24 protein-coding genes are annotated in these 24,634 nt (G+C 65.4%); 1 reads left to right on the top strand and 23 read right to left on the bottom strand.

Going from position 1 to position 24,634, the window contains the following annotated elements:
- Position 1: 1 nt before the first annotated feature.
- From ACSFBL_RS11155 to ACSFBL_RS11140, 4 genes are all read right to left on the bottom strand, one after another.
- A complete protein-coding gene (locus tag ACSFBL_RS11155; RefSeq protein ID WP_435515823.1) occupies positions 2-511 on the bottom strand; it encodes a M48 metallopeptidase family protein in 510 nt (169 codons plus the stop codon).
- On the bottom strand, positions 508-1,785 hold the full coding sequence (locus ACSFBL_RS11150) for an Hsp70 family protein (protein ID WP_435515935.1): 1,278 nt from the start codon (positions 1,783-1,785) through the stop codon (positions 508-510). Before ACSFBL_RS11150 ends, ACSFBL_RS11155 begins: the two co-directional genes overlap by 4 nt.
- Positions 1,779-3,335, bottom strand: coding sequence for a lysine--tRNA ligase (gene lysS / locus ACSFBL_RS11145; protein WP_435515822.1), 1,557 nt, complete (start codon positions 3,333-3,335; stop codon positions 1,779-1,781). Before lysS ends, ACSFBL_RS11150 begins: the two co-directional genes overlap by 7 nt.
- Before the next feature lie 124 nt (positions 3,336-3,459).
- The gene (locus ACSFBL_RS11140) at positions 3,460-4,107 is read right to left on the bottom strand and encodes an LON peptidase substrate-binding domain-containing protein (protein ID WP_435515821.1); all 648 of its coding nucleotides are present in this window, start codon (positions 4,105-4,107) and stop codon (positions 3,460-3,462) included.
- A gap of 49 nt (positions 4,108-4,156) precedes the next feature.
- Between ACSFBL_RS11140 and ACSFBL_RS11135 the strand changes: the two genes are divergently transcribed.
- A complete protein-coding gene (locus ACSFBL_RS11135) occupies positions 4,157-4,717 on the top strand; it encodes a YggT family protein (protein ID WP_435515820.1) in 561 nt (186 codons plus the stop codon).
- 210 nt (positions 4,718-4,927) lie between these two features.
- Here ACSFBL_RS11135 and accD read toward each other — a convergent pair whose 3' ends face one another.
- From accD to ACSFBL_RS11040, 19 genes are all read right to left on the bottom strand, one after another.
- Positions 4,928-5,800: an acetyl-CoA carboxylase, carboxyltransferase subunit beta gene (accD, locus tag ACSFBL_RS11130; RefSeq protein WP_435515819.1), complete on the bottom strand. Its 873-nt coding sequence runs from the start codon at positions 5,798-5,800 to the stop codon at positions 4,928-4,930.
- Positions 5,801-5,824: 24 nt separating this feature from the next.
- A complete protein-coding gene (gene trpA, locus ACSFBL_RS11125; RefSeq protein ID WP_435515818.1) occupies positions 5,825-6,670 on the bottom strand; it encodes a tryptophan synthase subunit alpha in 846 nt (281 codons plus the stop codon).
- Complete coding sequence (gene trpB / locus ACSFBL_RS11120) at positions 6,667-7,944, bottom strand: tryptophan synthase subunit beta (RefSeq protein WP_435515817.1); 1,278 nt, start codon at positions 7,942-7,944, stop codon at positions 6,667-6,669. Before trpB ends, trpA begins: the two co-directional genes overlap by 4 nt.
- A 121-nt stretch (positions 7,945-8,065) precedes the next feature.
- Positions 8,066-8,752, bottom strand: a complete 687-nt coding sequence (locus ACSFBL_RS11115; protein ID WP_435515816.1) for a phosphoribosylanthranilate isomerase — start codon at positions 8,750-8,752, stop codon at positions 8,066-8,068.
- Positions 8,749-9,561 carry a tRNA pseudouridine(38-40) synthase TruA gene (truA, locus tag ACSFBL_RS11110; RefSeq protein WP_435515815.1) on the bottom strand — a complete coding sequence of 271 codons (813 nt, stop codon included), beginning with the start codon at positions 9,559-9,561 and terminating at the stop codon, positions 8,749-8,751. Before truA ends, ACSFBL_RS11115 begins: the two co-directional genes overlap by 4 nt.
- Before the next feature lie 26 nt (positions 9,562-9,587).
- Positions 9,588-12,284, bottom strand: a complete 2,697-nt coding sequence (locus ACSFBL_RS11105; RefSeq protein ID WP_435515814.1) for a motility hub landmark protein FimV — start codon at positions 12,282-12,284, stop codon at positions 9,588-9,590.
- 259 nt (positions 12,285-12,543) lie between these two features.
- Positions 12,544-13,686 (bottom strand): aspartate-semialdehyde dehydrogenase, encoded by a 1,143-nt coding sequence (gene asd / locus ACSFBL_RS11100; protein ID WP_435515813.1) that lies wholly within the window; start codon positions 13,684-13,686, stop codon positions 12,544-12,546.
- Positions 13,687-13,776: 90 nt separating this feature from the next.
- Positions 13,777-14,865 (bottom strand): 3-isopropylmalate dehydrogenase, encoded by a 1,089-nt coding sequence (leuB, locus tag ACSFBL_RS11095; RefSeq protein WP_435515812.1) that lies wholly within the window; start codon positions 14,863-14,865, stop codon positions 13,777-13,779.
- 28 nt (positions 14,866-14,893) lie between these two features.
- Positions 14,894-15,544, bottom strand: a complete 651-nt coding sequence (gene leuD, locus ACSFBL_RS11090; RefSeq protein ID WP_435515811.1) for a 3-isopropylmalate dehydratase small subunit — start codon at positions 15,542-15,544, stop codon at positions 14,894-14,896.
- A 138-nt stretch (positions 15,545-15,682) separates the two neighbouring features.
- Positions 15,683-17,104 carry a 3-isopropylmalate dehydratase large subunit gene (gene leuC / locus ACSFBL_RS11085; RefSeq protein ID WP_435515810.1) on the bottom strand — a complete coding sequence of 474 codons (1,422 nt, stop codon included), beginning with the start codon at positions 17,102-17,104 and terminating at the stop codon, positions 15,683-15,685.
- 26 nt (positions 17,105-17,130) lie between these two features.
- Entirely contained in the window at positions 17,131-18,075 is a 945-nt protein-coding gene (locus ACSFBL_RS11080; protein ID WP_435515809.1) for a LysR substrate-binding domain-containing protein, read from the bottom strand.
- 122 nt (positions 18,076-18,197) lie between these two features.
- Complete coding sequence (locus ACSFBL_RS11075; RefSeq protein WP_435515808.1) at positions 18,198-18,338, bottom strand: entericidin A/B family lipoprotein; 141 nt, start codon at positions 18,336-18,338, stop codon at positions 18,198-18,200.
- Positions 18,339-18,485: 147 nt separating this feature from the next.
- Positions 18,486-19,796, bottom strand: a complete 1,311-nt coding sequence (gene gltA, locus ACSFBL_RS11070) for a citrate synthase (RefSeq protein ID WP_435515807.1) — start codon at positions 19,794-19,796, stop codon at positions 18,486-18,488.
- 24 nt (positions 19,797-19,820) lie between these two features.
- On the bottom strand, positions 19,821-20,123 hold the full coding sequence (locus ACSFBL_RS11065; protein ID WP_435515806.1) for an FAD assembly factor SdhE: 303 nt from the start codon (positions 20,121-20,123) through the stop codon (positions 19,821-19,823).
- Between the two features lie 15 nt (positions 20,124-20,138).
- Complete coding sequence (locus ACSFBL_RS11060) at positions 20,139-20,840, bottom strand: succinate dehydrogenase iron-sulfur subunit (protein WP_435515805.1); 702 nt, start codon at positions 20,838-20,840, stop codon at positions 20,139-20,141.
- A 31-nt stretch (positions 20,841-20,871) separates the two neighbouring features.
- Positions 20,872-22,680, bottom strand: a complete 1,809-nt coding sequence (sdhA, locus tag ACSFBL_RS11055; protein WP_435515804.1) for a succinate dehydrogenase flavoprotein subunit — start codon at positions 22,678-22,680, stop codon at positions 20,872-20,874.
- A 36-nt stretch (positions 22,681-22,716) separates the two neighbouring features.
- Positions 22,717-23,082 (bottom strand): succinate dehydrogenase, hydrophobic membrane anchor protein, encoded by a 366-nt coding sequence (gene sdhD / locus ACSFBL_RS11050; RefSeq protein WP_435515803.1) that lies wholly within the window; start codon positions 23,080-23,082, stop codon positions 22,717-22,719.
- Between the two features lie 16 nt (positions 23,083-23,098).
- Positions 23,099-23,545, bottom strand: a complete 447-nt coding sequence (sdhC, locus tag ACSFBL_RS11045) for a succinate dehydrogenase, cytochrome b556 subunit (protein ID WP_435515802.1) — start codon at positions 23,543-23,545, stop codon at positions 23,099-23,101.
- Positions 23,546-23,759: 214 nt separating this feature from the next.
- A complete protein-coding gene (locus ACSFBL_RS11040) occupies positions 23,760-24,521 on the bottom strand; it encodes a GntR family transcriptional regulator (RefSeq protein ID WP_435515801.1) in 762 nt (253 codons plus the stop codon).
- Positions 24,522-24,634: the final 113 nt, after the last annotated feature.

Raw genomic sequence — 24,634 nt, 5'->3', positions numbered from 1 at the left:
TTCAAGGGGCCGCCGACCAAAGCCGCTCGCCCCCGCCATCGAGGTGCGTCAGGTACAGGCGCAGGTCGAACTCCAACTGGTGGTAGTCCGGCTCCATGTGCGCGCAGAGCTGATAGAAGGCCTTGTCGTGCTCGCGCTCCTTCATGTGCGCGAGTTCGTGCACGACGATCATGCGCAGCCATTCGACGGGCACTTCCTTGAACAGGCTTGCCACGCGGATTTCGCGCTTCGACTTCAGCTTGCTGCCCTGCACCCGCGAGACGGTCGTGTGGGTGCCGAGCGCGTTGCGGATCACATGGAGCTTGTTGTCGAAAGCCACCTTCGAGAGAGGCTCTGCGTTCCGCATGAACTGGCCCTTGAGATCGTTCACGTAGTCGTAGAGTGCGCGATCCGTGCGGATGTCGTGTGTGCTGCCGTACCGCTTCTGCAGCCATTCGCCGAGCCGGCCTTGCACGACAAGCTGCTCGACCTGGGCGCGCAGCGCCGCGGGATACGCGGCGAGGTATTTCATGCGAGCTGCGGCGCGCGCGCGTTGGCGGCGTAGGCGAGACCGGCGGCAACGCCACCGAACAGGTCACCTTCGACCAGCTCCGTGCCAGGAAAGGCAGCGCGCAACGCGCTCTGGAACGGTCGCAGGGCGGACGAGCCCCCGGTGAGATAGATCGCGTCGAGCTTCCCGCCCGTGAGGTCGGCGCGCCGGACGCAATCGCGTGCGCAGGCGACCACGCTGTCGAGCAATGCGACAAGGTGTCGCGCGAGGTCGTCCGCACCCAGCGCTGCGCTCAAGCCCGGTTCGACGCAAGACAGGTCGATCGCAACGCCGCCGTTCGTCATGGAAGAGCGGATCTTGGCCTCCTCGACCTCGCTGGCGATGCGATGCCCTTGCCGTTCGACGAGCACGTTCACCAGGCGATCGTGCAAGCGCGTGTCGAGGTAGTTCGTGCGCACCTCCTGCACCTGCCGGATCGCCTTCGGCGCGTAGAGCCAGTTGATCAGGTGCCAGGACGACAGGTCGAAAAAGGTGCGGCTCGGCACTTCGCGCCCCTGCGGCCCGATGTGCCGGAAGCCCAGGTGCGGCATCGCGCACTCGAGGCTGAGACGCTGGTCGTAGTCGGTGCCGCCGATGTGCACGCCGGTGGTGGCCAGCACGTCGCTTGCGCGGTCGGCATTCGCCGTGCGCTCGGGGCCGAGGCGAACGACGGTGAAGTCGGAGGTGCCGCCGCCGATGTCGACGATCAGGACCAGCGATTCGCGCGTCACGCGCCGCTCGTAGTCGAAGGCTGCCGCGATCGGTTCGTACTGGAATTCGACGTCGCCGAGCCCTGCATTCAGCGCGGCCCGGCGGAGGGTGTCCTCGGCCAATCTGTCGCGCTGCTCGTCGTCGTCGACGAAGCGGACCGGACGGCCGATAACAACCCGGCCGGGCTGCGCGCCCAGTTGCTTGCGCGCGCGCGCACCGATCTCCGACAGGAAAAGCGTGATGATGTCCTCGAAGCTGACGCGCTCGTTGAGAACCTCGGTCTGCTCCTGCATGAGCGAGCTGCCCAGCAGGCTCTTGAGCGACCGCATCAGCCGGCCTTCGGTGCCCGACAGGTACTGGGCAACCGCATCGCGCCCGTAGTGCGTGCTCCGATCCTCGGCGTTGAAGAAGAGGGCCGTCGGGATGGCGGTGGCGGAACCTTCGAGCGACAGCGGGCGCGCGAGCCCGTCGTCGGCCACGAAAGCTGCAGCGGAGTTCGACGTGCCGAAGTCGATCCCGATCGCGGGCCTGTGCGTGTTCAAGATTCCTTGCGCAGCGCGGGGAACAGGATCACGTCGCGGATGCTCGGCGAGTCGGTCAGCAGCATCATGAGGCGATCGATGCCGATGCCGCAGCCGCCCGTCGGCGGCATGCCGTATTCCAGCGCGCGCACGAAGTCGTGGTCGTAGAACATGGCCTCGTCGTCACCGCTGTCCTTGGCCGCGACCTGCGCATTGAAGCGCGCGGCCTGGTCCTCGGCATCGTTGAGTTCGCTGAAGCCGTTGCCGAACTCGCGGCCGGTGATGTAGAGCTCGAAGCGCTCCGTCACTTCCGGGCGCTCGTCGTTGGCGCGTGCCAGCGGCGAGATCTCGGTCGGGTGTTCCATGATGAAGGTCGGCTGCCAGAGCTTCTCTTCGACGGTCTCCTCGAAGTACATGACCTGCAGGCTCGCGAGGCTGCGCTGCGAGAGCTTGTCCTTTTCCTCGCTGAGGCCGATCTTGCGCAGCGCATTGACGAGCCATGCAGCGTCGTCGACGTTGGCGCCGGCATCCGTGTGCTTCAGGATCGCCTCGCGGATCGTCAGCCGCTCAAAAGGCTGGCTCAGGTCGACGGGCTTGCCCTGGTAGGTGAGTTGCTGCGTGCCCACCGCCTTGTCGGCGATCGTGCGGATCAGCGTTTCGGTGAAGTTCATCAGATCGCGGTAGTTCCAGTAGGCCGCGTAGAACTCCATCATGGTGAACTCGGGGTTGTGCCGCACCGAGATGCCTTCGTTGCGGTAGCTCCGGTTGATTTCGAACACGCGTTCGAAGCCGCCGACGATCAGGCGCTTGAGGTAGAGCTCCGGCGCGATCCGCAGGAACATCTCCTGGTCGAGCGCGTTGTGGTGCGTCTTGAACGGCTTGGCGTTCGCACCGCCCGGGATGGGGTGCAGCATGGGCGTCTCGACCTCGAGGAAGTCGTTCTCCACCATGAACGTGCGCAAGGCGCTGACGGCGCGGCTGCGTGCGGCGAAGCGCTCGCGGGCCGTCGAATCCGTGATCAGGTCGACATAGCGCTGGCGGTATTTCTGCTCCTGGTCGGCCATGCCGTGGAACTTGTCGGGCAGCGGGCGCAGGCTCTTGGTCAGCAGGCGGAGCTTCGTGACCTTGACCGAGAGTTCCCCGGTCTTGGTCTTGAAGGCCGATCCCTCGGCGCCGACGATGTCCCCGAGGTCCCAGTGCTTGAACTCGGCATATGCCTCTTCGCCGACCGCGTCGCGGGTGACGTAGAGCTGGATGCGGCCGGTGGCGTCCTGGAGGGTCGCGAAGCTGGCCTTGCCCATCACGCGCTTCAGCATCATCCGGCCCGCCACGCTCACGGCGATGGGGTTCGCTTCGAGGATGTCGGACGGCGTTTCGCCGTGCGTCGCGACCAGTGCGGCGGCGCGGTCGGCAGGCTTGAAGTCGTTCGGAAAGGCGACACCCTTGCCGTCGGCCTGCGCCGCACGGAGCGCCTTGAGCTTTTCACGCCGTTCGGCGATGAGTTGGTTGTCGTCGGTGGCGGCGACCGGCGTGGCGGCGGGAGTGGGGACGGAGGGGATGAGGTGGTCGGACATGGGGAGCAGAATGGGCCGCGGGCGGGGCGCGCGGAACCCGCCATTTTAGCCGCGCAAGCCTCGCCGAAGACCCCGCGGCAGCACTTGCGGATCCTGCATCGGCTGCTATTGAATTGGTAGCAAGCTACTTCGCGATGCCCGTGCGCGCCAGCAGATCGCTCACCAGTTCGAGCCGCATGAGCGGGCTGTCGAGTTCCATCAGCCGCTGCTTGAGCTCCTGCTGCATAGGCAGAAGCTCGCACCAGCGATTCGCGACCCAGCCGCAGTCGTCGAAACGATAGGGCTGTGCGATCGGCAAGCGAACGCTTTCATCGCCCTCCATCCGCCGGCGCTCTTCCAGCGTGTCGACCAGGCGGCGCAAGGCGTCGGCGGCGTGTCGGAGGTCTTCAGGGATGGCCAAGGCGACATCGTCGGCCATCGCCTCGACGTCCGCGGTCCACAACCCGTACTTCTGCAATTCGCTGGAACGGACCCGAAAGCGCTGCGTCCCGATGCATTCGATTTGCAGGAGTCCCGACTGGGGCGCTTCGAACTCGCGAATGACGGCGAGCGTGCCCACTGCCGCGAAGCGTTCGGCCTCCGCTCCCGCCTTGCGGACCTCCGACCCCTGCGTGAGACTGACCACGCCGAAGGGAGCACCGGTCCTGTGGCATCTGCCGATCATGTCGAGGTAGCGCACCTCGAAGATCCTCAACGGCAGGAAGCCGCCAGGAAACAGCACGGTGCCCAGGGGGAAGAGGGGAAGAGAGCTCAGAAGGGGTTGTGTCGTCATCGATGAACCTTGCGTGGCTATCATCGCATTCCGCTCACGACCACGCGCCATGCTCTATCAGATTCCTTCGTTCCTGCTCGACGTGATCGTCGGCCTTCTGGGCGGCGCCTGCCTGCTTCGTCTCTACATGCAATACCACCGCGTGCCCTTCGGGAATCCGCTGGGGCGCTTCGTGTTCGCGATCACCGATTGGATCGTGCTGCCGCTTCGTCGCGTCGTGCCCCCGATCAAGCGCTGGGACCTCGCCAGCGGCGTCGCCGCGTGGCTCCTCGTGCTGGCGAAATTCCTGCTGCTCTGGCTGTTGATGGGCGGACTGGACCGCTGGGCCATACTGCCCCTGATCTCATTCATCGGCCTGCTGCAACTCGCGGTCTCGGGCCTCACCGCCTTGCTGATCGTCTACGCCGTGCTGTCGTGGGTGCCGAATGCCTCATCGATGCTGCATGACCTCATCGCCCGACTGGCGGAGCCCCTGGTTCGCCCCCTGCGGCGATTCATCCCGCTCGTAGGCGGCGTCGACCTCTCGCCCCTTGCCGCCATCGTGCTGCTCCAAGTCGGCGCCATCATCCTCGGCAACGTCATGGCCTCGGCTTTCACCCTGGGCCGATAAGAGGGGTCGACTCAATCCCAGGAATACCGCGAAACCGGCTCCGCCGGGCCGCAGGTATTGCCCCCTGCAAGGGGGTAGGCGGCTACGCGAAGCGAGCGAGCTTGGGGGTGAGTCAGGAATACCGCGGAACCGGCTCCGCCGGGCCGCAGGTATTGCCCCCTGCAAGGGGGTAGGCGAAGCGACACAAAGTGCGCGAAGCCTGGGGGTGGGTCAAACCACCGCGTCCGCCGGCTGACGCAGCAGCATCGCCAGCGTGTTCGCCACCGTCTTGCGCAACTCGCGCCGATCGCAGATGAAGTCGATCGCACCCTTGGTCTGCAGGAACTCCGCCCGCTGGAAGCCTTCGGGCAGCGTCACGCGCACGGTGGACTCGATCACGCGCGGGCCGGCAAAACCGATCAGCGCCTTGGGCTCCGCGATCACCACGTCGCCGACGAACGCGAAGCCAGCACTCACGCCCCCCATCGTCGGATCTGTCAGCACGCTGATGTACGGCAGACCCTTCTTGGCAAGCCGTGTGAGCGCCGCATTGGTCTTCGCCATCTGCATCAGCGACAGCAGGCCTTCCTGCATGCGCGCGCCGCCGGTGGCCGTGAAGCAGATGAAGGGCACCTTCTGCTCGATGGCCGTCTCGACGCCGCGCACGAAGCGCTCGCCGACCACACTGCCCATGCTTCCGCCCATGAAGTCGAACTCGAAGCACGCAACCACCACGTTGATGCTGTGCACTGAGCCGCCCATCACGATGAGCGCGTCGGTTTCGCCGGTGTTCTCCAGCGCTTCCTTGAGGCGCTCCGGGTACTTGCGGCTGTCCTTGAACTTGAGGGCGTCGACCGGCAGGACTTCCTGGCCCACCTCGTAGCGGCCCTCGGAGTCGAGAAAGGCGTCGAGCCGGGCCCGGGCGCCGATCCGATGGTGGTGGCCGCAGCTCGGGCAGACGTTCTGGTTGTGCTCGAGGTCGGTCTTGTAAAGCACGGTCTCGCAACTCGGGCATTTGATCCAGAGGCCTTCGGGCATCTGGCGGCGTTCGCTCGGGTCGGTCGGTGCAATCTTGGGGGGTAGCAGTTTTTCAAGCCAGCTCATGGGGGCTCCTTGTGTTGGCAGGGATTATCGGCCAGCCGCGTTCTTGGGCGTCGCGGCGGGCAGGGCGTCGAGCGCCTGCCGGATGTCGGCCAGGAATTCGCGCACCCGCGGCACCACGGCGTCGCGCGGCTGGTCTTCGATCAGCTGGATGATGCGGGAGCCGATCACGACCGCATCGGCTGTGGAGCCGACGGCCTGCGCGGTCCGTGCGTCGCGGATGCCGAAGCCCACGCCGACCGGCACTTTCACATGCTCTCGAATGCGAGGGATCATCTGGCCGACGGCCTCGGTGTCGAGGTTTCCGGCGCCGGTCACACCCTTGAGCGAGACGTAGTAGACGTAGCCCGTGGCGATGCGGCCGACCTGCGCCATGCGCTCGCTGGTGCTCGTGGGTGCAAGCAGGAAGATCAGGTCGATGTGACGGGCCTGGAGCGCAGCGGCGAAGTCCTCGCATTCCTCGGGCGGGTAGTCGACGATCAGCAGGCCGTCCACGCCGGCCGCGGCCGCGTCGCGGATGAAGGTGCCCTTGCCGTGCACCAGGTCGTAGCGCTCGACCGGATTGGCATAGCCCATCAGCACGACGGGCGTGCTGTCGTCCTTCTGGCGGAAGGCGGTGACCATGGCCAGCACCTGCTTCATGCCGATGCCCAGCGCCAGCGCGGCTTCCCCGGCCCGCTGGATTACCGGGCCGTCGGCCATCGGATCGGAGAACGGAACACCCAGTTCGATCACGTCGGCACCAGCCTCGACCATGCCCTGCATGAGTTCGGGCGTGATGTCCGCGTACGGAAAGCCGGCCGTGACGTACGGGACGAGCGCCTTGCGGCCGTCCTTCCGCAGGGCTTCGAAAGTTGCAGCGATGCGGCTCATGCCCTGCCTCCCTTCACGCTGAGGCCGCGCATCGACGGCCGATCGTAGAAGTCAACGCCCGACAGGTCCGCGACCGTGCCGATGTCCTTGTCGCCGCGGCCCGAGAGGTTGACGAGGATGGATTGGTCCGGCCGCATGGTCTTGGCAAGCTTCATCGCATAGGCCACCGCATGGCTCGATTCAAGCGCCGGAATGATGCCCTCGGTCCGGCACAGGTAGTGGAAGGCCTCCAGCGCTTCGGCATCGGTGATACCGACGTACTCGGCGCGGCCGATATCCGCCAGATAGGCATGCTCGGGGCCCACGCCCGGATAGTCGAGGCCGGCGCTGATGCTGTGCGTTTCCGTGACCTGCCCGTCCTCGTTCTGGAGCAGGTAGGTGCGGTTGCCATGCAACACGCCAGGGCTGCCGCGCAGGATCGAGGCGGAATGCTTGCCGCTGTCCAGGCCTTCGCCCGCCGCCTCGACGCCAATGAGGCGCGTGCCCTCGAACGGAATATAGGGGTGGAAGATGCCCATCGCATTGCTCCCTCCGCCGACACAGGCCACCACCACGTCGGGCTGCTTGCCCTCGGCTTCGCCTGTAATGCCTTGCGCGGCCAGCATGGCCGGCATCTGCTCGATGCACTCGTTGCCGATCACGCTCTGGAAGTCGCGCACCATGGTCGGGTAGGGGTGAGGTCCGGCGACCGTGCCGATGATGTAGAAGGTGTTTTCGACGTTGGTGACCCAGTCGCGCATGGCCTCGTTGAGTGCGTCCTTGAGCGTCTTGCTGCCGGATTCGACCGGCACGACGGTCGCGCCCAGCAGGTTCATGCGATAGACGTTGGGGCTCTGGCGCTGAACGTCCTGGCTGCCCATGTAGACCACGCATTCGAGGCCGTATCGCGCGCAGATGGTGGCGGTCGCCACGCCGTGCTGGCCTGCACCGGTTTCGGCGATCACGCGGGGCTTGCCCATCCGCTTGGCGAGCATCGCCTGGCCGATGGTGTTGTTCACCTTGTGGGCGCCGGTGTGGTTCAGGTCTTCGCGCTTCAGGTAGATCTGCGCGCCGCCCATTTCCCGGCTGGTGCGCGCTGCGTGGTAGATCGGGGAAGGCCGGCCCACGAAATGGGCCAGTTCGTAGTGGAATTCGGCCTGGAATTGCGGGTCGTCCTTGTACTTCGCGTACGCATCACGCAGTTCGTTGATCGCGTGAGTGAGCGTTTCGCTCGCAAAGGTGCCGCCATAGATGCCGAAATGGCCGCTGGCATCGGGTTGCTGGTAGGTGTTCATGGCATGACAACGTAGATGGTCTTCTCGGACTATTTGGGGAGATACGCCGGAACCGGCTTCGCCGGGCCGGTCGTATTGCCCCCGCGAGGGGGTTGGCGAAGCAACACGAAGTGCGCGCAGCCTAGGGGCGGGCGTCAGCTTCGCGGACTGCGGCGACGAATGCGCGAATCTTCTCGGCGTCCTTGATCCCCTTGGAGGCTTCGACGCCGGAGCTCACGTCAACGGACAGCGACTTGCAGCGCGTCCGCAACTGACGAATGCCATCGCCCACGTTTGCAGGTGCGAGCCCACCACTCAAGACGAGGTGAGCGTCGACGGCGGGTGGAAGAAGTGACCAATCGAATGCCTTGCCGCCACCGCCATACGCTTCGACATGGGCGTCGAGCAGGATGGCCTGGGCGCGGGAGTAATCGGACGCGTATTTTACGAGGTCGAAGCCCGCTCCGGCGGCCCCGAGCGGAATGCGGGCCGCGCGCATGAACCGATAGGCGCCCTGACCGCAGCCGTCCCAGCACTGCGATGGCGATTCGTCGCCGTGGAATTGAGCCATCGAACCCGGCACTCTGGCGAGCGCGTCCACGGTCATTTCCGGCGACTCGTTGACGAACAGGAGCACGCGGGTCATGAAAGGCGGCAACCGCTCGGCCAACTCGGCCGCGCGAGCGACCGTTACCGCGCGCGGACTGGCCGAATACAGAACAAAGCCGACAGCATCGGCGCCCGCCTGCACGGCAGCATCCACATCCTGCTCACGTGTGAGACCGCAAATCTTGATTCGCGTGCGGGGTGGGACGAAGGCGGCGCTCATGGCGGGCCATCATACGCAGCGCCCGTGCCTCCCATCGTCGCCTCGGCCGGGAGGCCCCACCCGGCCGCGTATTGCGGGCCCAGAAAATAAAGTCCGTTGGGCGAAAAGGTCGGTGCAGCGACGATGCGGCTGCGCGCATCCAGCACTTCGCGCATCCATTCCGGTCGCTCGTCGCCTCTTCCGATCCGCACGAGGCAACCCATGATGTTGCGGATCATGTGGTGGAGGAAGGCGTCGGCCTCGAACTCGAAGTGCCAGCGGCAGCGCTCGGATTCGCCATGGCGCGTGATCACGATCCGGCGCAGATCCTTGACCGGCGACCGCGCCTGGCAGGCCGAGGCACGGAACGAGCTGAAATCATGCTGGCCGAGCAGCACTTCGGCGCCGGCCCGCATCGCATCGCCATCGAGCGGATGCATCGACCAGCCGACCCGGCCCGCATCGAGGCTCGGCCTGACAGGCGATTGAGACAGCACGTAGAGATAGCGGCGGGTGAGGGCGCTGGCCCGGCAGTGAAACTGGTCCGGGACCGGCTGGGCCCATTGCACCGCGATGTCGCCGGGAAGGAAGCGGTTGGTGCCCCGCATCCAGGAGAAAGGTGCGCGTTCGACGGAGGTGTCGAAGTGGACCACCTGCATCAGGGCATGGACCCCGGTGTCGGTGCGACCCGCGCACAGCGTGGAGATGGGTTGCGCGGCGAACTGCGTGAGGGCCGCTTCCAGCTTGTCCTGGACGGTGCGCCCCGAGAGCTGGCTTTGCCAGCCCTCGTACGCCTGGCCGTTGTAGCGGATGCCGAGGGCCAGCCTCACGACGGGATGAGCGGCCGTGCGGCCACTCAGTGCAACTGGCCGAGCAGTTGCTTGGCCTCGGCCTTGATGTCGCCGTGGCTTTCCGCGGCAACTTCCTCGACCAGCGAACGGGCGCCTTCGACGTCGCCCAGTGCCTTGAGTTCGCGCGCCAGGGAGAGTTTGATCGCGTGCGGGCTTTCGCCGCTTTCCTCGAGCGGCTCGAGGCGACCGCGCTCGGTGTCGGCGGGGGTACGGCCCGACAGGCCGGCCAGCGAGCTCATGTCGAACTCGATGAAGCCGGAATCCGCAGGCAGGCCCGCGCGGAGGGGCGCCGGTTGCGTGCGCTCTTCGCTCGTGAGCGAGGAGGGTGCGCGCGTCATCGGTTCGAGGGCGCCAGGCGCCGTGTCGAAGTCGTTCTCGAGGTCGAGCCTCGCGGTCGGAACCGCTGCGCTGCCGTTGTAGCTGCCGCCATTCATGCCCATGACGGCAGGGATGGCACGCGGGGCTTCACGCATCGTGGTGACGAAAGGCTCCGGTGCCGGGGCGGGCGGGAGGCTCGCGCTCAGCGGGGCGGGTGCCGTTGCGGGCGCGATGGCCGGCTTGGCCAGGTCCAGGTCGAAATCGAGCGGGGCGACCGACGGCACGAAGGCCGGCGGAGGGGCGGCATCTTCGAGCTCTTCGGCATGGCTGGGGGCCGGTGCGGTCGGTGTCAGGGGCGCAGGCGCCGACGCGGCAGCCAGGGTTCCGGCAAAGGCGGCGGCTTCCGCGGCGGAAACACCGCGGCTTCCCGTTTCGTACAGCGGGTTGCCCGGATCGAGGTCCTTGCCGAGCTCGACCACGCGGTTCCACTCGGTGCCGGTGCCGCCCGTCAGCTTGTGCACGTCGGCGGCCAGGGCCTCGTAGGCGCGCAGGTCGCGGCGCTTGGCGTGGATCTCGAGCAGCTTGAGGTGGATCGCGGTGCGTTCCGGATTGACGCGCAAGGCTTCGCGGAGGATTTCCTCGGCTTGCAGGTCGCGGCCGTAGGCGAGGTACACGTCGGCTTCCGCCACGGGATCGACATCGCCGGCATCCAGTTGGCTCGGCGAGTACGAGAGCGAGGACACCACGGAGTTGCCGCGGTTCTTCGTGTCGACCGATTCGCCACCGCTGGCACCGAAGAACGAATCCTTGGGAATGCGGCTTTCGATGAACACGCTGTCCCCGGCGTCCCGACGCTTGCGGCCGAGCACGCGGTACAGCAGGAAGCCGATCAGCAATGCGATCAGCGCAGCGGCGCCGACCATGAGCGGGTTCTCGAGCAGTTCGGCGAAGAAGCTGGGCGCTGGCGGCGGCGGCGGGGGCGGTGCGGTGACCTTGACTGGCTTCGGAACAGCCGGTGCGGCAGCGGGCGCGGGCGCTGGCGGGGTCACTGCAGCCGGTACGGCAGCGGAGTTGGCCGGCGTGCTGGCCGCCGTCGCGGGTGTGCTTGCAGTGGCTGCGGCCGGCGCGGCGGCGACCACGACCGGCGCGGTTGCTGCCGCGGGGGCTGGCGCTGGTGCTGCGACCACTGCGGGTGTTGCAGCCGGGGCTGGCGCGGCTGCCTGGGCAGGAACGGGCGTTGCAGGTGCTGCGGCCGCCGGCGCCGGAGCGGCGACAGGTGCGGCAGGCGTTGCCGGGGCAGGGCTCGCGACGGCCGAAGGCGACTTGGCCGTCTCCGCCTTCAGCTTGTTCATGTCCTCGATGTTCTTGGACAGTTCGGCAACGCGGGCCTTGTTGGCCTGCTCCTGGCGTGCCTGCACCAGTTGTTCCTCGGTCGCGCGGCCGGCGGAGATGCCTTGCGAAATCTTGAGCTTGTCGCTCGGCGCATTGGCCGCATTGCGATCTTCGACATTGGCTTCGACCTTGCCCGAGGCCTGACGGCCGGCATCTGCCACCTGCGAGGCCGGTGCGCTGTCGGCCAGACGGCGGCGGTATTCGCCGAAATCCTGGCTTTGGGCCGTCACCGTGCGGCGCGCTTCGGCCGGCGGCACCGCCGCGGCCTGGGATGCCGCTGGCATCTCCAGCACCGCGCCGGCCTTGATCCGGTTGATGTTGCCGCCAATGAAGGCATTCGGATTGGCGCGCTGCAGGGCCACGAGCATCTGGTCGAGCGACACGTCGGCTGGCTTGTAAGCGCCGGCGATCTTGCTGGCGGTGTCGCCGGGGCGCACGGTGATCTGCTCTCCACCGCCGGCCTTGACCGTGGTATCGGGAGCCTCTGCGGGGGTGACCGGGGTAGGTGCAGGGCGCTGCCTGCGGACTGCGGGCGCCTGCACGACCGCAGGGACCGCGACTTGCGGCGGCATCGGGCTGATCTGCGGCGCGGTGGGCGTGACCGGTGCAGTCCTGGCTGCCTGGCGGGTGGTCGGCGGGTCGAGCAGGACCGTGTAGTCACGAACGATCCGGCCCGAGCCCCAGTTGGCTTCCAGCAGCAGGTCGATGAAGGGCTCGCTGACCAGTCGATTGCTCGACAGGCGAACGACGTAGCGCCCATCCGCCCGCTTCTGCACGCCGACGCGCACGTCCGACAGCGCGGCGTTGTAGGGAACACCGGCCGCGCGGAAGGCTTCGGAGGAAGCGATGCTGACCTTGAGCCCGTCCGCTTCAGCCGGCGTGATCTCGGTGACTTCGATTTCCGCGCGAAGCGGCTCGCCGAGCGCCGACTGGACATTGAGCCGGCCGAGTGCCAATGCGCTGGCGTCGGCACTGAATGCGCCCAAGGCCACGGCAACAGCAGCACTGATGAGGGAAAGCTGGTTCCGACCAGAGATCGTCGGAGTCGGGCGGCGGGCCGCAGGCAACGGATGTCGTGTCATGCTGTTAGGGGGGCAGCTCGGCCCAAAAGTGTAAGGGGACGTTAACATCATCACCCCGCACTGACAAGGCGACAGGCCTTATCTACCCAGTGCGTGCAAACTTCGTCATGCATGCGCCGTTGCGGCGTAGCAACGGGCGAGCGCACGAAAGGGTGCGCTCGCCGCATTTTCACGCTTCGAGAAGGATTCGCAACATCCGGCGCAGCGGTTCCGCGGCGCCCCACAGCAGTTGATCGCCGATGGTGAAGGCGCCGAGGTACTCGGGGCCCATCGCCAGCTTGCGCAGGCGGCCGACGGGAATCGACATGGTGCCGGTCACCGCCACCGGAGTGAGATCCTTGACCGTGGCCTCCCGGGTGTTCGGCACGACCTTGACCCATTCGTTGTCGCCGGCGATCAGCGCTTCGATATCCGCCAGGGGAACGTCCTTCTTGAGCTTGAAGGTCAGTGCCTGGCTGTGGCAGCGCATCGCACCGATGCGCACGCAGAAGCCGTCGACCGGCGTCGCGGCGGTTCCGAAGCCGGGGCCCTGGCCGAGGATCTTGTTGGTCTCGGCGCCGCCCTTCCACTCTTCCTTGCTCATGCCGTCGCCGAGATCCTTGTCGATCCAGGGAATCAGGCTGCCGCCGAGCGGAGCGCCGAAATTGGCCGTTTCAGTGGCGCTGAGCGACTGCTGCTTCGCGAGGACCTTGCGGTCGATTTCCAGGATGGCCGACTTCGGGTCGTCCAGCAGGGAGCGAACTTCGGCGTTGATCGTGCCGAATTGCGTCAGCAGTTCGCGCATGTGCTGGGCACCGCCGCCGGAAGCCGCCTGATAGGTCATGCTGGTCATCCACTCGACCAGGCCGGCCTTGTAGAGGGCGCCCACACCCATCAGCATGCAGCTGACGGTGCAATTGCCGCCGATCCAGTTCTTCCCGCCCTTGGACAGGGCGTTCTGGATGACGGGCAGGTTGACCGGGTCGAGCACGATGATCGCGTCGTCGTTCATGCGCAGCGTGGAGGCCGCGTCGACCCAGTGGCCCTTCCAGCCCGCGGCGCGGAGCTTGGGGAAGACTTCGGTGGTGTAGTCGCCGCCCTGCGCCGTGACGATGATGTCGCACTTCTTCAGTGCATCGATGTCGTGCGCGTCCTTGAGCGTGGTCTCGTTCTTCGCCATCGCCGGGGCCTTGCCACCGGCATTGGAGGTCGAGAAGAAGACCGGCTCGATCAGCCCGAAGTCGCCTTCGGCCTGCATGCGGTCCATGAGAACCGAGCCGACCATGCCGCGCCAGCCAACAAGGCCGACCAGAGGTTGATTTGCGTTCGCCATTTCAGTTTGCCCTTGTGAAAAAAGAAAGTTGTCTTCTCTTTGCGCCCGGCTCGTCAGAGCCGGGGGAGGGCGTGACGAATCGGGCTGCGGTTAGCCGGTAATCGTCTTTTTGGTGATGGCAGCCACCACAGCATCGCCCATCTCGCGGGTGCCGACCTTGGTGGTGCCCGCGGACCAGATGTCTGCCGTGCGGAGTCCCTGCGCCAGCACGTGCTTGACCGCCGACTCGATACGGTCGGCAGCCTCGGGCTGGTTGAGAGAGAAGCGGAGCATCATGGCAGCGGACAGGATTGTAGCCAAAGGGTTGGCAACCCCTTTGCCCGCGATGTCTGGCGCACTGCCGTGACTCGGCTCGTACAGGCCCTGGTTGCTCGAATTGAGCGACGCGGAGGGCAGCATGCCGATCGAGCCGGTGAGCATCGCCGCCTCGTCGGACAGGATGTCGCCGAACATGTTGCCGGTGACGACCACGTCGAACTTCTTCGGCGCCTTCACCAGTTGCATCGCCGCGTTGTCCACGTACATGTGGTCGAGCTCGACGTCGGGGTATTCCTTGCCGACCTCGGTCACGATGTCCTTCCAGAACTGGAAGGTCTCGAGCACGTTGGCCTTGTCGACGCTGGTCACGCGCTTGCTGCGCTTGCGCGCGGCCTGGAACGCGACGTGGGCGATGCGTTCGACTTCGGGACGCGAGTAGCGCATGGTGTCGAAGGCTTCCTCGGCCCCCGGGAAGTGCCCGTCGACCGCGGTGCGGCGGCCGCGCGGCTGGCCGAAGTAGATGTCGCCGGTCAGTTCGCGAATGATGAGGATGTCGAGGCCGGCGATCAGTTCGGGCTTCAGGCTCGATGCATCGACCAGTTGCTCATAGCAGATGGCGGGACGGAAGTTGGCGAACAGGCCGAGGTTCTTGCGCAGGCCCAGGATGGCCTGCTCGGGGCGAAGCGACCGTTCGAGCTTGTCGTACTTCCAGTCGCCCACGGCGCCGAACAGCACGGCGTCGGCTTCCTTGGCGAGCTTGAGCGTGGCGTCGGGCAGCGGGTGGCCGTGCGCCTCGTAGGCCGCACCGCCGACCAGCGCCGTTTCGGTCTCGAAGGAGAGGTCGAGCGTTTCGAGGACACGAAGCGCCTCGGCGACGATTTCGGTGCCGATGCCGTCACCGGGGAGAACTGCGATTTTCATGAGAGTCTGTTCAGAAGGAAGTGGAAAGTCAGGCGATCAACTGGTGCGTGAGCCAGGGCTTCTGCGCCAGGCGCTCGGCCTCGAAGGCCTTGATCTCGTCCTTGTGTCGCAAGGTCAGGCCGATATCGTCCAGTCCGTTGATCAGGCAGAACTTGCGGAAGGCCTGGACTTCGAACGGAAGCTCGACGCCATCCGGCTTGATCACGACCTGGCGTTCGAGGTCGATCGTCAGGCTGTAGCCCGGGAAGGCCAGGGTCTCGTCGAAGAGTTGCGCGACCTGGGTTTCGCTCAGCACGATCGGCAGCAGGCCGTTCTTGAAGCTGTTGTTGAAGAAGATGTCGGCATAGCTCGGCGCGATGATGGCGCGGAAGCCGTATTGGTCGAGCGCCCACGGCGCATGCTCGCGAGAGGATCCGCAGCCGAAGTTCTTGCGCGCCAGGAGAACGGAGGCGCCTGCATAGCGCGGCTGGTTCAGCACGAAATCGGGGTTGGGCTTGCGCGACTTCGGGTCCTGGCCCGGCTCGCCCGGATCCAGGTAGCGCCAGGCGTCGAACAGGTTGGGGCCGAAGCCCGTCTTGCGGATCGACTTCAGGAACTGCTTGGGAATGATCGCGTCGGTGTCGACGTTCTCGCGGTCCATCGGCGCCACGAGGCCCTTGTGCACGGTGAATTTCTGCATGGTGTTCTCACTGTTCCTTGGTGCCACGGTGCGCGGCACTTCTATTCGGGAAATGCCGCGGAACCGGCTTTGCCGGGCCGCTGGCGTTGCCCCCTGCAAGGGGGTGGGCGTCCACACGAAGTGGGTGAGCCTGGGGGTTCATGAAAATTGGCGGACGTCGACAAAGTGGCCGTGCACGGCTGCGGCGGCGGCCATGGCCGGGCTCACGAGGTGGGTGCGCCCACCCGCCCCCTGACGGCCTTCGAAGTTGCGGTTGCTGGTCGATGCGCAGCGCTCGCCCGGCTCCAGCCGATCGGCATTCATCGCGAGGCACATCGAGCAGCCCGGCTCGCGCCATTCGAAGCCCGCGGCCTTGAAGATCTGGTCGAGGCCTTCGCGCTCCGCCTGTTCCTTCACGAGGCCCGAGCCCGGAACGACCATCGCGAGCTTGACGTTCTTGGCGACCTTCTGGCCGAGCTTCTTGACCATGGCGGCGGCTTCGCGCATGTCCTCGATGCGGCTGTTGGTGCAGGAGCCGATGAACACCTTGTCAATCAGGATGTCGTTCATCGCCTTGTTCGGCTCCAGGCCCATGTAGGTGAGCGCGCGCTCGATGGCGCCGCGCTTGTTGGCGTCCTTTTCCTTGTCGGGATCCGGCACGCGGCCATCCACCGCTACGACCATCTCGGGCGAGGTGCCCCAGGTCACCTGCGGCTTGATCTGCGCGGCGTCGAGCTCGACCACGGTGTCGAAGTGCGCGCCCGGGTCCGAATGCAGCGTCTTCCAGTACGCGACGGCCTGGTCCCATTCGACGCCGTTGGGCGAGAGCGGGCGACCCTTGACGTAGGCGATGGTCTTTTCGTCCACGGCCACCAGCCCGGCGCGCGCGCCGGCTTCGATGGCCATGTTGCAGACCGTCATGCGGCCTTCCATGCTCAGGTCGCGAATGGCGGACCCGGCGAATTCGATCGTGTAGCCCGTGCCGCCGGCGGTGCCGATCTTGCCGATGATGGCGAGCACGATGTCCTTGGCCGTGCAGCCCAGCGGCAGCTTGCCTTCGACCTTCACGAGCAGGTTCTTGGCCTTCTTGGCGAGCAGGGTCTGCGTTGCCATCACGTGCTCGACTTCGCTGGTGCCGATGCCATGCGCGAGCGCGCCGAAAGCGCCGTGCGTGGACGTGTGCGAGTCGCCGCACACCACCGTCATGCCCGGCAGCGTGGCGCCCGATTCCGGCCCGATCACGTGCACGATGCCCTGGCGCTTGCTCAGGAACGGAAAGAAGGCCGCGGCGCCGAATTCCTTGATGTTGCTGTCGAGCGTGGTGATCTGCTCCTTGCTGATCGGGTCGGCGATGCCGTCGTAGCCGCGCTCCCAATGCGTGGTCGGCGTGTTGTGGTCGGCCGTCGCGACGACCGAGCTGATGCGCCACAGCTTGCGGCCGGCTTCACGCAGTCCCTCGAAGGCCTGCGGGCTGGTCACTTCATGGACCAGGTGCCGGTCGATGTAGAGGATCGCGGTGCCGTCTTCCTCGGTATGGACGACGTGTTCGTCCCAGAGCTTGTCGTAGAGAGTGCGTGCCATGGTGGTCTCTTTCGTGGGGAAAATTTTCATGCGGCGAGCTGGTCGGGCTTGCCGGCCGGTGCCTGGAGATGCGTGACGAGCATGCGCGCCGCCACGGGGAGTGTCGAGAAGTCGCGGGCGACCAGCCGGATCGCCCGTGCGGCCCAGGGGTCGTTCAGCGTGATGCTCTTGAGGCTGCGGCCGATGCCGCCGCGCATCAGTTCAAAGGCCTTCTGCGGCATCACACCGACACCCAGGCCGTTCTCGATCATGCGGCACATCGCATCGAGGCCGGTCACGTGGATACGCAGGCGGATGGTGCGATTCGCGGCCAATGCAGCCTGGTGCATCGCGACGTAGATCGAGCTGTTGGTGTGGAGGCCGACATGGTCGAAATCAAGCGATGCTGCGAAGTCGATTGAACGGTGCCTCGAAAGGGGGTGACCGCCTGGCACGATCAGCACGAGCGAATCCTCCCGGTAGGGAAGGCTCTGCAACTCGCTCGTGCCTTCCGGCAGATGGCAGATGCCCAGATCCGCCGCGCCCTCGTGGACGGCGCGAACCACTTCGCTGCTGAGATGTTCTTCGAGATCGATCTTGATCGCGTCGTGCTCGCGCGTGAAGGCGCCGAGGTCCTCGGGGAGGAACTGCACGATCGCCGAGATGTTGGCATGGACCCGCACGTGGCCGCGGACGCCGTCCGCGTATTCGCTGAGTTCGCCCTGCATCTTCTCGAGGCTGTACAGCACGGAACGGGCGTGATGCAAGAGGCTTTCGCCCGCAGGCGTCAGATCGACCCCGCGCGCATGGCGATAGAGGAGGGGCGTGCCGAGCGTCGCTTCGAGATCGGAGAGCCGCTTGCTGATCGCCGAAGCGGCGATGAATTCGCGTTCCGCCGCACGCCCGATGCTGCCGAGCTCGCAGACGGCCACGAACAACTGCAGCGACGTGAGGTCGATGCGGCGGGCGAAGCTGCGTTCGGATGAAATCATGGGGCTTGGACATCTCGTTCAGAGATGGAAGCCGCTATTTTCCCTCCGTTTTGGCGTTCAAGCCATCGTGAACGGCGATGGATTCGCTGCCGTGGCGCGATGAGCGCCACGGCAGCCCGGCGTTACTGCTTCTTCTGCGCTGCGTCTTCCATCTTCTGGCCACCCTTCTGGATGTCCTGGCCGGCGCCCTTCACGGTGTTGCAGCCGGCAAGCGGAACGGCGAAGGCAAAGGCGACGGCGACGAGTGCGACAAGCTTCTTCATGATGACTCCTTCAATGGTCCAGACAAAAGGCGAATGGATTCATTCCCCCGGGCCACCAAGGTATTCGCGCCGCCTGACCATCCGTGTCAGCCAAAACGCAAAAAAGCTGCCCGAAGGCAGCTTTCCTGGTTGAGAGCCTTGCGGCAATCAGCGTTGGGCGATGGGCTTCACGTCACGCTTGGCCGAGCCTTCGAACAGCTGACGCGGGCGGCCGATCTTGTACTCGGGGTCACCGATCATTTCGTTGAGCTGGGCGATCCAGCCGACCGTGCGTGCCAGCGCGAAGATCGCGGTGAACAGCGGCACCGGGATGCCGATCGCGCGCTGCACGATGCCCGAGTAGAAATCGACGTTCGGGTAGAGCTTGCGCGACACGAAGTATTCGTCCTCGAGGGCGATCTTCTCGAGCGCCATCGCCAGCTTGAACAGCGGGTCGTTTTCCAGGCCCAGTTCGCCGAGCACTTCCTTGCAGGTTTCCTGCATCAGCTTGGCGCGCGGGTCGTAGTTCTTGTAGACGCGGTGCCCGAAGCCCATCAGCTTGACGTTGGAACTCTTGTCCTTGACCTGCTTGATGAACTCGCCGATTTTCTCGACGCCGCCCGCCTTCTGGATGTCGTATAGCATGTTGAGCGCCGCCTCGTTGGCGCCGCCGTGGGCCGGGCCCCAGAGGCACGCCACGCCGGCCGCAATTGCCGCGAACGGATTGGTGCCCGACGAACCGCACAGGCGCACGGTCGAGGTCGAGGCGTTCTGCTCGTGGTCGGCGTGCAGGATGAAGATGCGGTCGAGCGCGCGTTCGAGGACCGGGCTCACCTTGTACTCTTCGCACGGCGTCGCGAACATCATGTGCAGGAAGTTGCCCGCGTAGCTGAGTTCGTTCTTCGGGTACATGTAGGGCTGGCCCACGGTGTACTTGTAGGCCATGGCGACCAGCGTCGGCATCTTCGCGATCAGGCGGATCGCGGCGATCTCGCGGTGCTTCGGATTGTTGATGTCCGTGCTGTCGTGATAGAAGGCCGACAGCGCGCCGACGAGGCCGGTCATGATGGCCATCGGGTGCGCATCACGGCGGAAGCCGCGCAGGAAGAATTGCATCTGCTCGTTGACCATCGTGTGGTTGGTCACGAGCTTCGTGAAGTTGACCTTCTGGTCCGCGTCGGGCAGTTCACCGTACAGCAGCAGATGGCAGGTTTCGAGGAAGTCGCAGTTGGTCGCGAGCTGCTCGATGGGGTAGCCGCGGTACAGCAGTTCGCCCTTGTCGCCATCGATGTAGGTGATGGCGGACTCGCACGAAGCGGTCGACATGAAGCCCGGGTCGTAGGTGAACATGCCCGTCTGGGCGTAGAGCTTGCGGATGTCGATCACATCGGGGCCCATCGTGCCCTTGTAGATCGGCAACTCGACGTTCTGTCCGCCGTTACTGAACGACAGAGTGGCCTTGGTCTCGGAAGCTTTCATTTCGGGTGTCTTTCAAAGGATTGGTCAGGAGGATAAGGATTGCGCGCCGTCGGTGCGCATCAGCTGCAACAGTGCGATCACCCCGGCCCCGGCCCATTCGGGCTCGGGCTCCTTTCGCCGAAGCAGAAGGTCGAGCAGATCGTTGTCCGACAGATCCATCAATGTCTCCAGTGCCTGTGCCTGCCCGCGGGTCAGGTTTTCTTCGTGCCGTTCGAAAAAACGGGCAATGAACAGGTCATTCTCGAGCAGGCCGCGACGGCAGCGCCATTTCAGCTTGCTCAGCGCGCGTTCGCTGATGGGCTGGTCGAGGTCGTCGGCGGCTTGCATGGGTTCAAGTTCTCACTAGATGGCGCGGCGCACCATGAGTTCCTTGATCTTGCCGATCGCGCGGGTCGGGTTCAATCCCTTGGGGCACACGTCCACGCAGTTCATGATCGTATGGCAGCGGAAGAGCCGGTACGGGTCTTCCAGGTTGTCCAGGCGCTCGCCGGTGGCTTCGTCGCGGCTGTCGGCGATGAAGCGGTAGGCCTGCAGCAGGCCGGCCGGGCCGACGAACTTGTCCGGGTTCCACCAGAAGCTCGGGCAACTCGTCGAGCAGCTCGCGCACAGGATGCACTCGTAGAGGCCGTTGAGCTCATCGCGTTCCTCGGGCGACTGCAGGCGCTCCTTCTCGGGCGGCACCGTGTCGTTCTGCAGGTACGGCTTGATCGAGTTGTACTGCTTGAAGAACTGCGTCATGTCGACGATCAAGTCGCGGATCACCGGCAGGCCGGGCAGCGGCTTCAGCACGATCGTGCCCTTGAGCGTGAGCATGTTGGTCAGGCAGGCCAGGCCGTTCTTGCCGTTGATGTTCATCGCGTCCGAGCCGCAGACGCCTTCGCGGCAGGAGCGGCGGAACGACAGCGTCGGGTCCTGCGCCTTGAGCTTCATCAGGGCGTCGAGCAGCATGCGCTCGTGACCGTCGAGTTCGATCTCGATGGTCTGCATGTAGGGCTTGGCGTCCTTGTCCGGGTCGTAGCGGTAGATCTGAAATGTGCGCTTCATCGTGTTGACCTTGTGATGCTTTATCTTGGGCTTAGAACGTGCGAACCTTGGGCGGAACGGACGCGACCGTCAGCGGCTGCAGCTTGACGGGCTTGTACGAGAGGCGGTTGTCCTGGCTGTACCAAAGCGTGTGCTTCATCCAGTTGGCGTCGTCACGGCCGAGCGGCGCGACGGGGTCGTCGGCCGGGCGTTCGTAGTCCTCCACGGTGTGGGCACCACGACATTCCTTGCGGGCGGCGGCCGACACCATCGTGGCCTGTGCCACTTCGATCAGGTTGTCGACTTCCAGGGCCTCGATGCGCGCGGTGTTGAACACGCGCGACTTGTCCTTGAGCGTGACGGCTGCGACGCGCTCGCGCACCGCGGCGATCTTCTGGACGCCTTCGTCCATCGACGCCTGCTTGCGGAACACGGCGGCATGCTGCTGCATGACGGCGCGGATCTCGTTGGCCACGTCCTGCGCGTATTCGCCGCTCGTCGAGCGTTCGAGCTGGTTGAGGCGCTCCAGCGTGCGGTCGGCGGCATCGGCCGGGAGTTCCTTGTGCTCCTTGAGCTTGTCGTTGAACTCGACGATGTGGTTGCCGGCCGCGCGGCCGAACACCAGCAGGTCGAGCAGCGAGTTGGTGCCCAGGCGGTTGGCGCCGTGCACGCTCACGCAGGAGCATTCGCCGACGGCGTAGAGGCCATTGACGATGGCGCTGTTTTCCTCGCCCTTCTGGATCACGACCTGGCCGTTGATGTTGGTGGGGATGCCGCCCATCTGGTAATGGATGGTGGGCACGACCGGGATCGGTTCCTTGGTGATGTCGACGTTGGCGAAGTTGACGCCGATCTCGTACACCGAAGGCAGGCGCTTGTGGATCGTCTCGGCACCGAGGTGATCGAGCTTCAGCAGCACGTAGTCCTTGTTCGGGCCGCAGCCGCGGCCTTCCTTGATTTCCTGGTCCATCGAACGCGAGACGAAGTCACGCGGTGCGAGGTCCTTCAGCGTGGGGGCGTAGCGCTCCATGAAGCGCTCGCCGTTGCTGTTCAGCAGGATCGCGCCTTCGCCGCGGCAACCTTCGGTCAGCAGCACGCCGGCGCCGGCCACGCCGGTCGGGTGGAACTGCCAGAACTCCATGTCCTGCAGAGGAATGCCTGCGCGGGCGGCCATGCCGAGCCCGTCGCCGGTGTTGATGAAGGCGTTGGTCGAAGCGGCGAAGATGCGGCCCGCGCCGCCGGTGGCCAGCAGCACGGTCTTGGCCTGCAGGATGTGCAGGTCGCCGGTTTCCATTTCGAGGGCGGTCACGCCGACCACGTCGCCTTCGGCGTCGCGGATCAGGTCGAGGGCCATCCACTCGACAAAGAACTGCGTGCGGGCCTCGACGTTCTTCTGATAGAGCGTGTGCAGCATCGCGTGGCCGGTACGGTCGGCCGCTGCGCAAGCGCGCTGGACCGGCTTCTCGCCGTAGTTGGCCGTGTGGCCGCCGAAGGGACGCTGATAGATGGTGCCGTCCGGATTGCGGTCGAAGGGCATGCCGAAGTGTTCGAGCTCGTACACGACCTTCGGTGCTTCGCGGCACATGAACTCGATCGCATCCTGGTCGCCGAGCCAGTCGGAGCCCTTGATCGTGTCGTAGAAGTGGAAGTGCCAGTTGTCCTCGCTCATGTTGCCGAGGGACGCGCCGACGCCGCCTTGTGCAGCAACCGTGTGCGAGCGTGTCGGAAACACTTTGGACAGCACGGCCACGTTGAGGCCGGCACGTGCGAGTTGCAGCGAGGCGCGCATGCCGGAGCCGCCGGCGCCGACGATGACGACGTCGAACTTCCGCTTGGTGATTTGTTCTTTGGTATAGGTCATGGGGTCAGGACTCCTGAAACGAAAAGCCTGGGGGCATCACAGCCTCCAGAGCACTTGAATGGCCCAACCCGCGCACGCTACAAGCCAGACGATCGTGAAAACTTGGCAGACGAGTCGGATGCCGACCGGCTGGACGTAGTCCATCCAGATGTCACGCATGCCGACCCAGACGTGATAGAGAAGCGACGCAATCACCACGAAGGTGAGGACCTTCATCCATTGCGCGGCGAAGATGCCGGCCCACGCGTCGTAGCCGATCGGCCCGCGCGTGAAGATCACCTGGGCGAGCAGGATGAGGGTGAATAGCGCCATCAGGGCGCCGGTGATGCGCTGGCTGAGCCAGTCGCGCATGCCGTAGTGCGCGCCGACGACGGTGCGCTTGGAGCCGTAGTTCACAGACATTTCGTGCTCCCTCTTCTCAATACAGGCCGAACAGCTTGGCGCCGAGGACGATGGTCAGCAGGATGCTGATCGCCAGCGTTGCGAGGGCCGAACTGTGGCCGAATTCCTTGCTCACCGCGGCGTGGCTCACGTCCATCCACAGGTGGCGCAGTCCGGCGATGAAGTGATGAAGGTAGGCCCAGATCAATGCGAGGGCGACCAGCTTCAGGAACCAGCCCGGAACGAAACCAAGGCCGCTGTTGAAGGCGGCCTTGAAGCGGGCATAGGAGATCTCGGAGGACACGGAGGTGTCGAACATCCAGATGATGAAGGGCAGCAGCAGGAACATCAGGGCGCCGCTCACGCGGTGCAGGATCGACACGAGACCGGCCGGTGGAAGCCGATAGGTGGTCAGGTCGGTGAAGGCGTTGATGTTGCGGAACTCTCGCCGCGTGGTTCGTGGTGGTGTGGCCATCTCTGTCATGGGGACTTTCGGTTTTTTTCGAGGGGCGGCTTGATCTGTAGCAGAAATGCAAACAACTCAAAATTCTATTGCAACGCAACACGGTTGTTGCTCGCCCCCAGGCTTGCCCACTTCGTGTGGCCGCCTACCCCCTGCCGGGGGCGCTGCCGGCGGTCCGGCGAAGCCGGGTCCGCGGCAGCCCTGGAACAGCGCCGACCTTTTTTAAGGCGTAGGTTCATCCGAGTTCGTTTCTGTAGTGGTGGGTGTCGGTGCGGTAGAGGCCGCGGCGCAGTTCCATGGGGGTGTCGTGATAGGTGTGCGCGACTCTTTCGACGCTGAGGAGTGGTGTCGCGGTGGAGACGGCGAGCAATGCGGCTTGCGCCTCGTCGGGCAGGACGGCGCGGATCTTTTCTTCGGCGCGGACCATGCGCACGCCGAATTCGGTTTCGAACAGCGAGTACATCGGGCCGTGCCATGCGGTGAGGCGCTCTGCGGTCAGGCCCTTGAACTGGGCGCCGGGGAGCCAGAGGTCTTCGAGGATGGTCGGCGTGCCGCGGTATGCCAGCACGCGCCGGACTTGAAGCACCGGGTCGCCGGTGCGCAGTGCAAGCGCGCGTGCCACGTCGGCGGAGGCACGCTGGCGGCGGCAATCGACGATCTCCCGCTCGGCAGGGCCTTCGCTGTCGACGTCACCGCTGTCGGGGACCAGCTTCAGGAATCTGTACTGCACGTGCTGCTCGGCATGGGTCGCGACGAAGGTGCCCTTGCCCTGGCGGCGGACCACGAGGTTTTCGGCAGCGAGTTCATCGATCGCCTTGCGCACGGTGCCCTGGCTCACGCGGAAGCGGGCGGCCAAGTCGATTTCGCTGGGGATCGGCTCTCCCGGCTTCCATTCACCGGCATGCAGGCTCTGCAGGATCAACGACTTGATCTGCTGATAAAGCGGACTGAATGACGGTGTCGAGGGCTCCGCGATGGCGGTGGGGGAGGTGGTCATGGCGTGCAGGGACGCACCGCGAAGGTGCCTTCAGGTCGACATCTTATATAAGACATAAGACAGGCGCCATCGAATCCGCAAATCGGCATAAAATCGAAGACGGCCTGAAGCCC

It is taken from the genome of Variovorax glacialis (assembly GCF_051216375.1).
Taxonomy (GTDB): Bacteria; Pseudomonadota; Gammaproteobacteria; order Burkholderiales; family Burkholderiaceae_C; genus Variovorax.
The sequence above is the reverse complement of the archived record's forward strand: the minus strand, read 5'-3'. Positions and strand labels throughout refer to the sequence as shown.

Bases quoted from the DNA above. Each gene is read 5' to 3' on its own strand.
- leuC (WP_435515810.1), bottom strand. From the start codon at position 17,104: ATGGCACGCACTCTCTACGACAAGCTCTGGGACGAACACGTCGTCCAT.
- ACSFBL_RS11155 (WP_435515823.1), bottom strand. From the start codon at position 511: ATGAAATACCTCGCCGCGTATCCCGCGGCGCTGCGCGCCCAGGTCGAG.
- ACSFBL_RS11115 (WP_435515816.1), bottom strand. From the start codon at position 8,752: ATGAGCGCCGCCTTCGTCCCACCCCGCACGCGAATCAAGATTTGCGGT.
- asd (WP_435515813.1), bottom strand. From the start codon at position 13,686: ATGGCGAACGCAAATCAACCTCTGGTCGGCCTTGTTGGCTGGCGCGGC.
- ACSFBL_RS11040 (WP_435515801.1), bottom strand. From the start codon at position 24,521: ATGACCACCTCCCCCACCGCCATCGCGGAGCCCTCGACACCGTCATTC.
- ACSFBL_RS11135 (WP_435515820.1), top strand. From the start codon at position 4,157: ATGCTCTATCAGATTCCTTCGTTCCTGCTCGACGTGATCGTCGGCCTT.
- ACSFBL_RS11075 (WP_435515808.1), bottom strand. From the start codon at position 18,338: ATGAAGAAGCTTGTCGCACTCGTCGCCGTCGCCTTTGCCTTCGCCGTT.
- sdhA (WP_435515804.1), bottom strand. From the start codon at position 22,680: ATGACCTATACCAAAGAACAAATCACCAAGCGGAAGTTCGACGTCGTC.
- leuB (WP_435515812.1), bottom strand. From the start codon at position 14,865: ATGAAAATCGCAGTTCTCCCCGGTGACGGCATCGGCACCGAAATCGTC.
- trpA (WP_435515818.1), bottom strand. From the start codon at position 6,670: ATGAGCCGCATCGCTGCAACTTTCGAAGCCCTGCGGAAGGACGGCCGC.
- ACSFBL_RS11060 (WP_435515805.1), bottom strand. From the start codon at position 20,840: ATGAAGCGCACATTTCAGATCTACCGCTACGACCCGGACAAGGACGCC.
- sdhD (WP_435515803.1), bottom strand. From the start codon at position 23,082: ATGTCTGTGAACTACGGCTCCAAGCGCACCGTCGTCGGCGCGCACTAC.
- ACSFBL_RS11080 (WP_435515809.1), bottom strand. From the start codon at position 18,075: ATGATTTCATCCGAACGCAGCTTCGCCCGCCGCATCGACCTCACGTCG.
- ACSFBL_RS11065 (WP_435515806.1), bottom strand. From the start codon at position 20,123: ATGCAAGCCGCCGACGACCTCGACCAGCCCATCAGCGAACGCGCGCTG.
- sdhC (WP_435515802.1), bottom strand. From the start codon at position 23,545: ATGACAGAGATGGCCACACCACCACGAACCACGCGGCGAGAGTTCCGC.
- trpB (WP_435515817.1), bottom strand. From the start codon at position 7,944: ATGAACACCTACCAGCAACCCGATGCCAGCGGCCATTTCGGCATCTAT.
- ACSFBL_RS11140 (WP_435515821.1), bottom strand. From the start codon at position 4,107: ATGACGACACAACCCCTTCTGAGCTCTCTTCCCCTCTTCCCCCTGGGC.
- leuD (WP_435515811.1), bottom strand. From the start codon at position 15,544: ATGCAGAAATTCACCGTGCACAAGGGCCTCGTGGCGCCGATGGACCGC.
- gltA (WP_435515807.1), bottom strand. From the start codon at position 19,796: ATGAAAGCTTCCGAGACCAAGGCCACTCTGTCGTTCAGTAACGGCGGA.
- accD (WP_435515819.1), bottom strand. From the start codon at position 5,800: ATGAGCTGGCTTGAAAAACTGCTACCCCCCAAGATTGCACCGACCGAC.
- lysS (WP_435515822.1), bottom strand. From the start codon at position 3,335: ATGTCCGACCACCTCATCCCCTCCGTCCCCACTCCCGCCGCCACGCCG.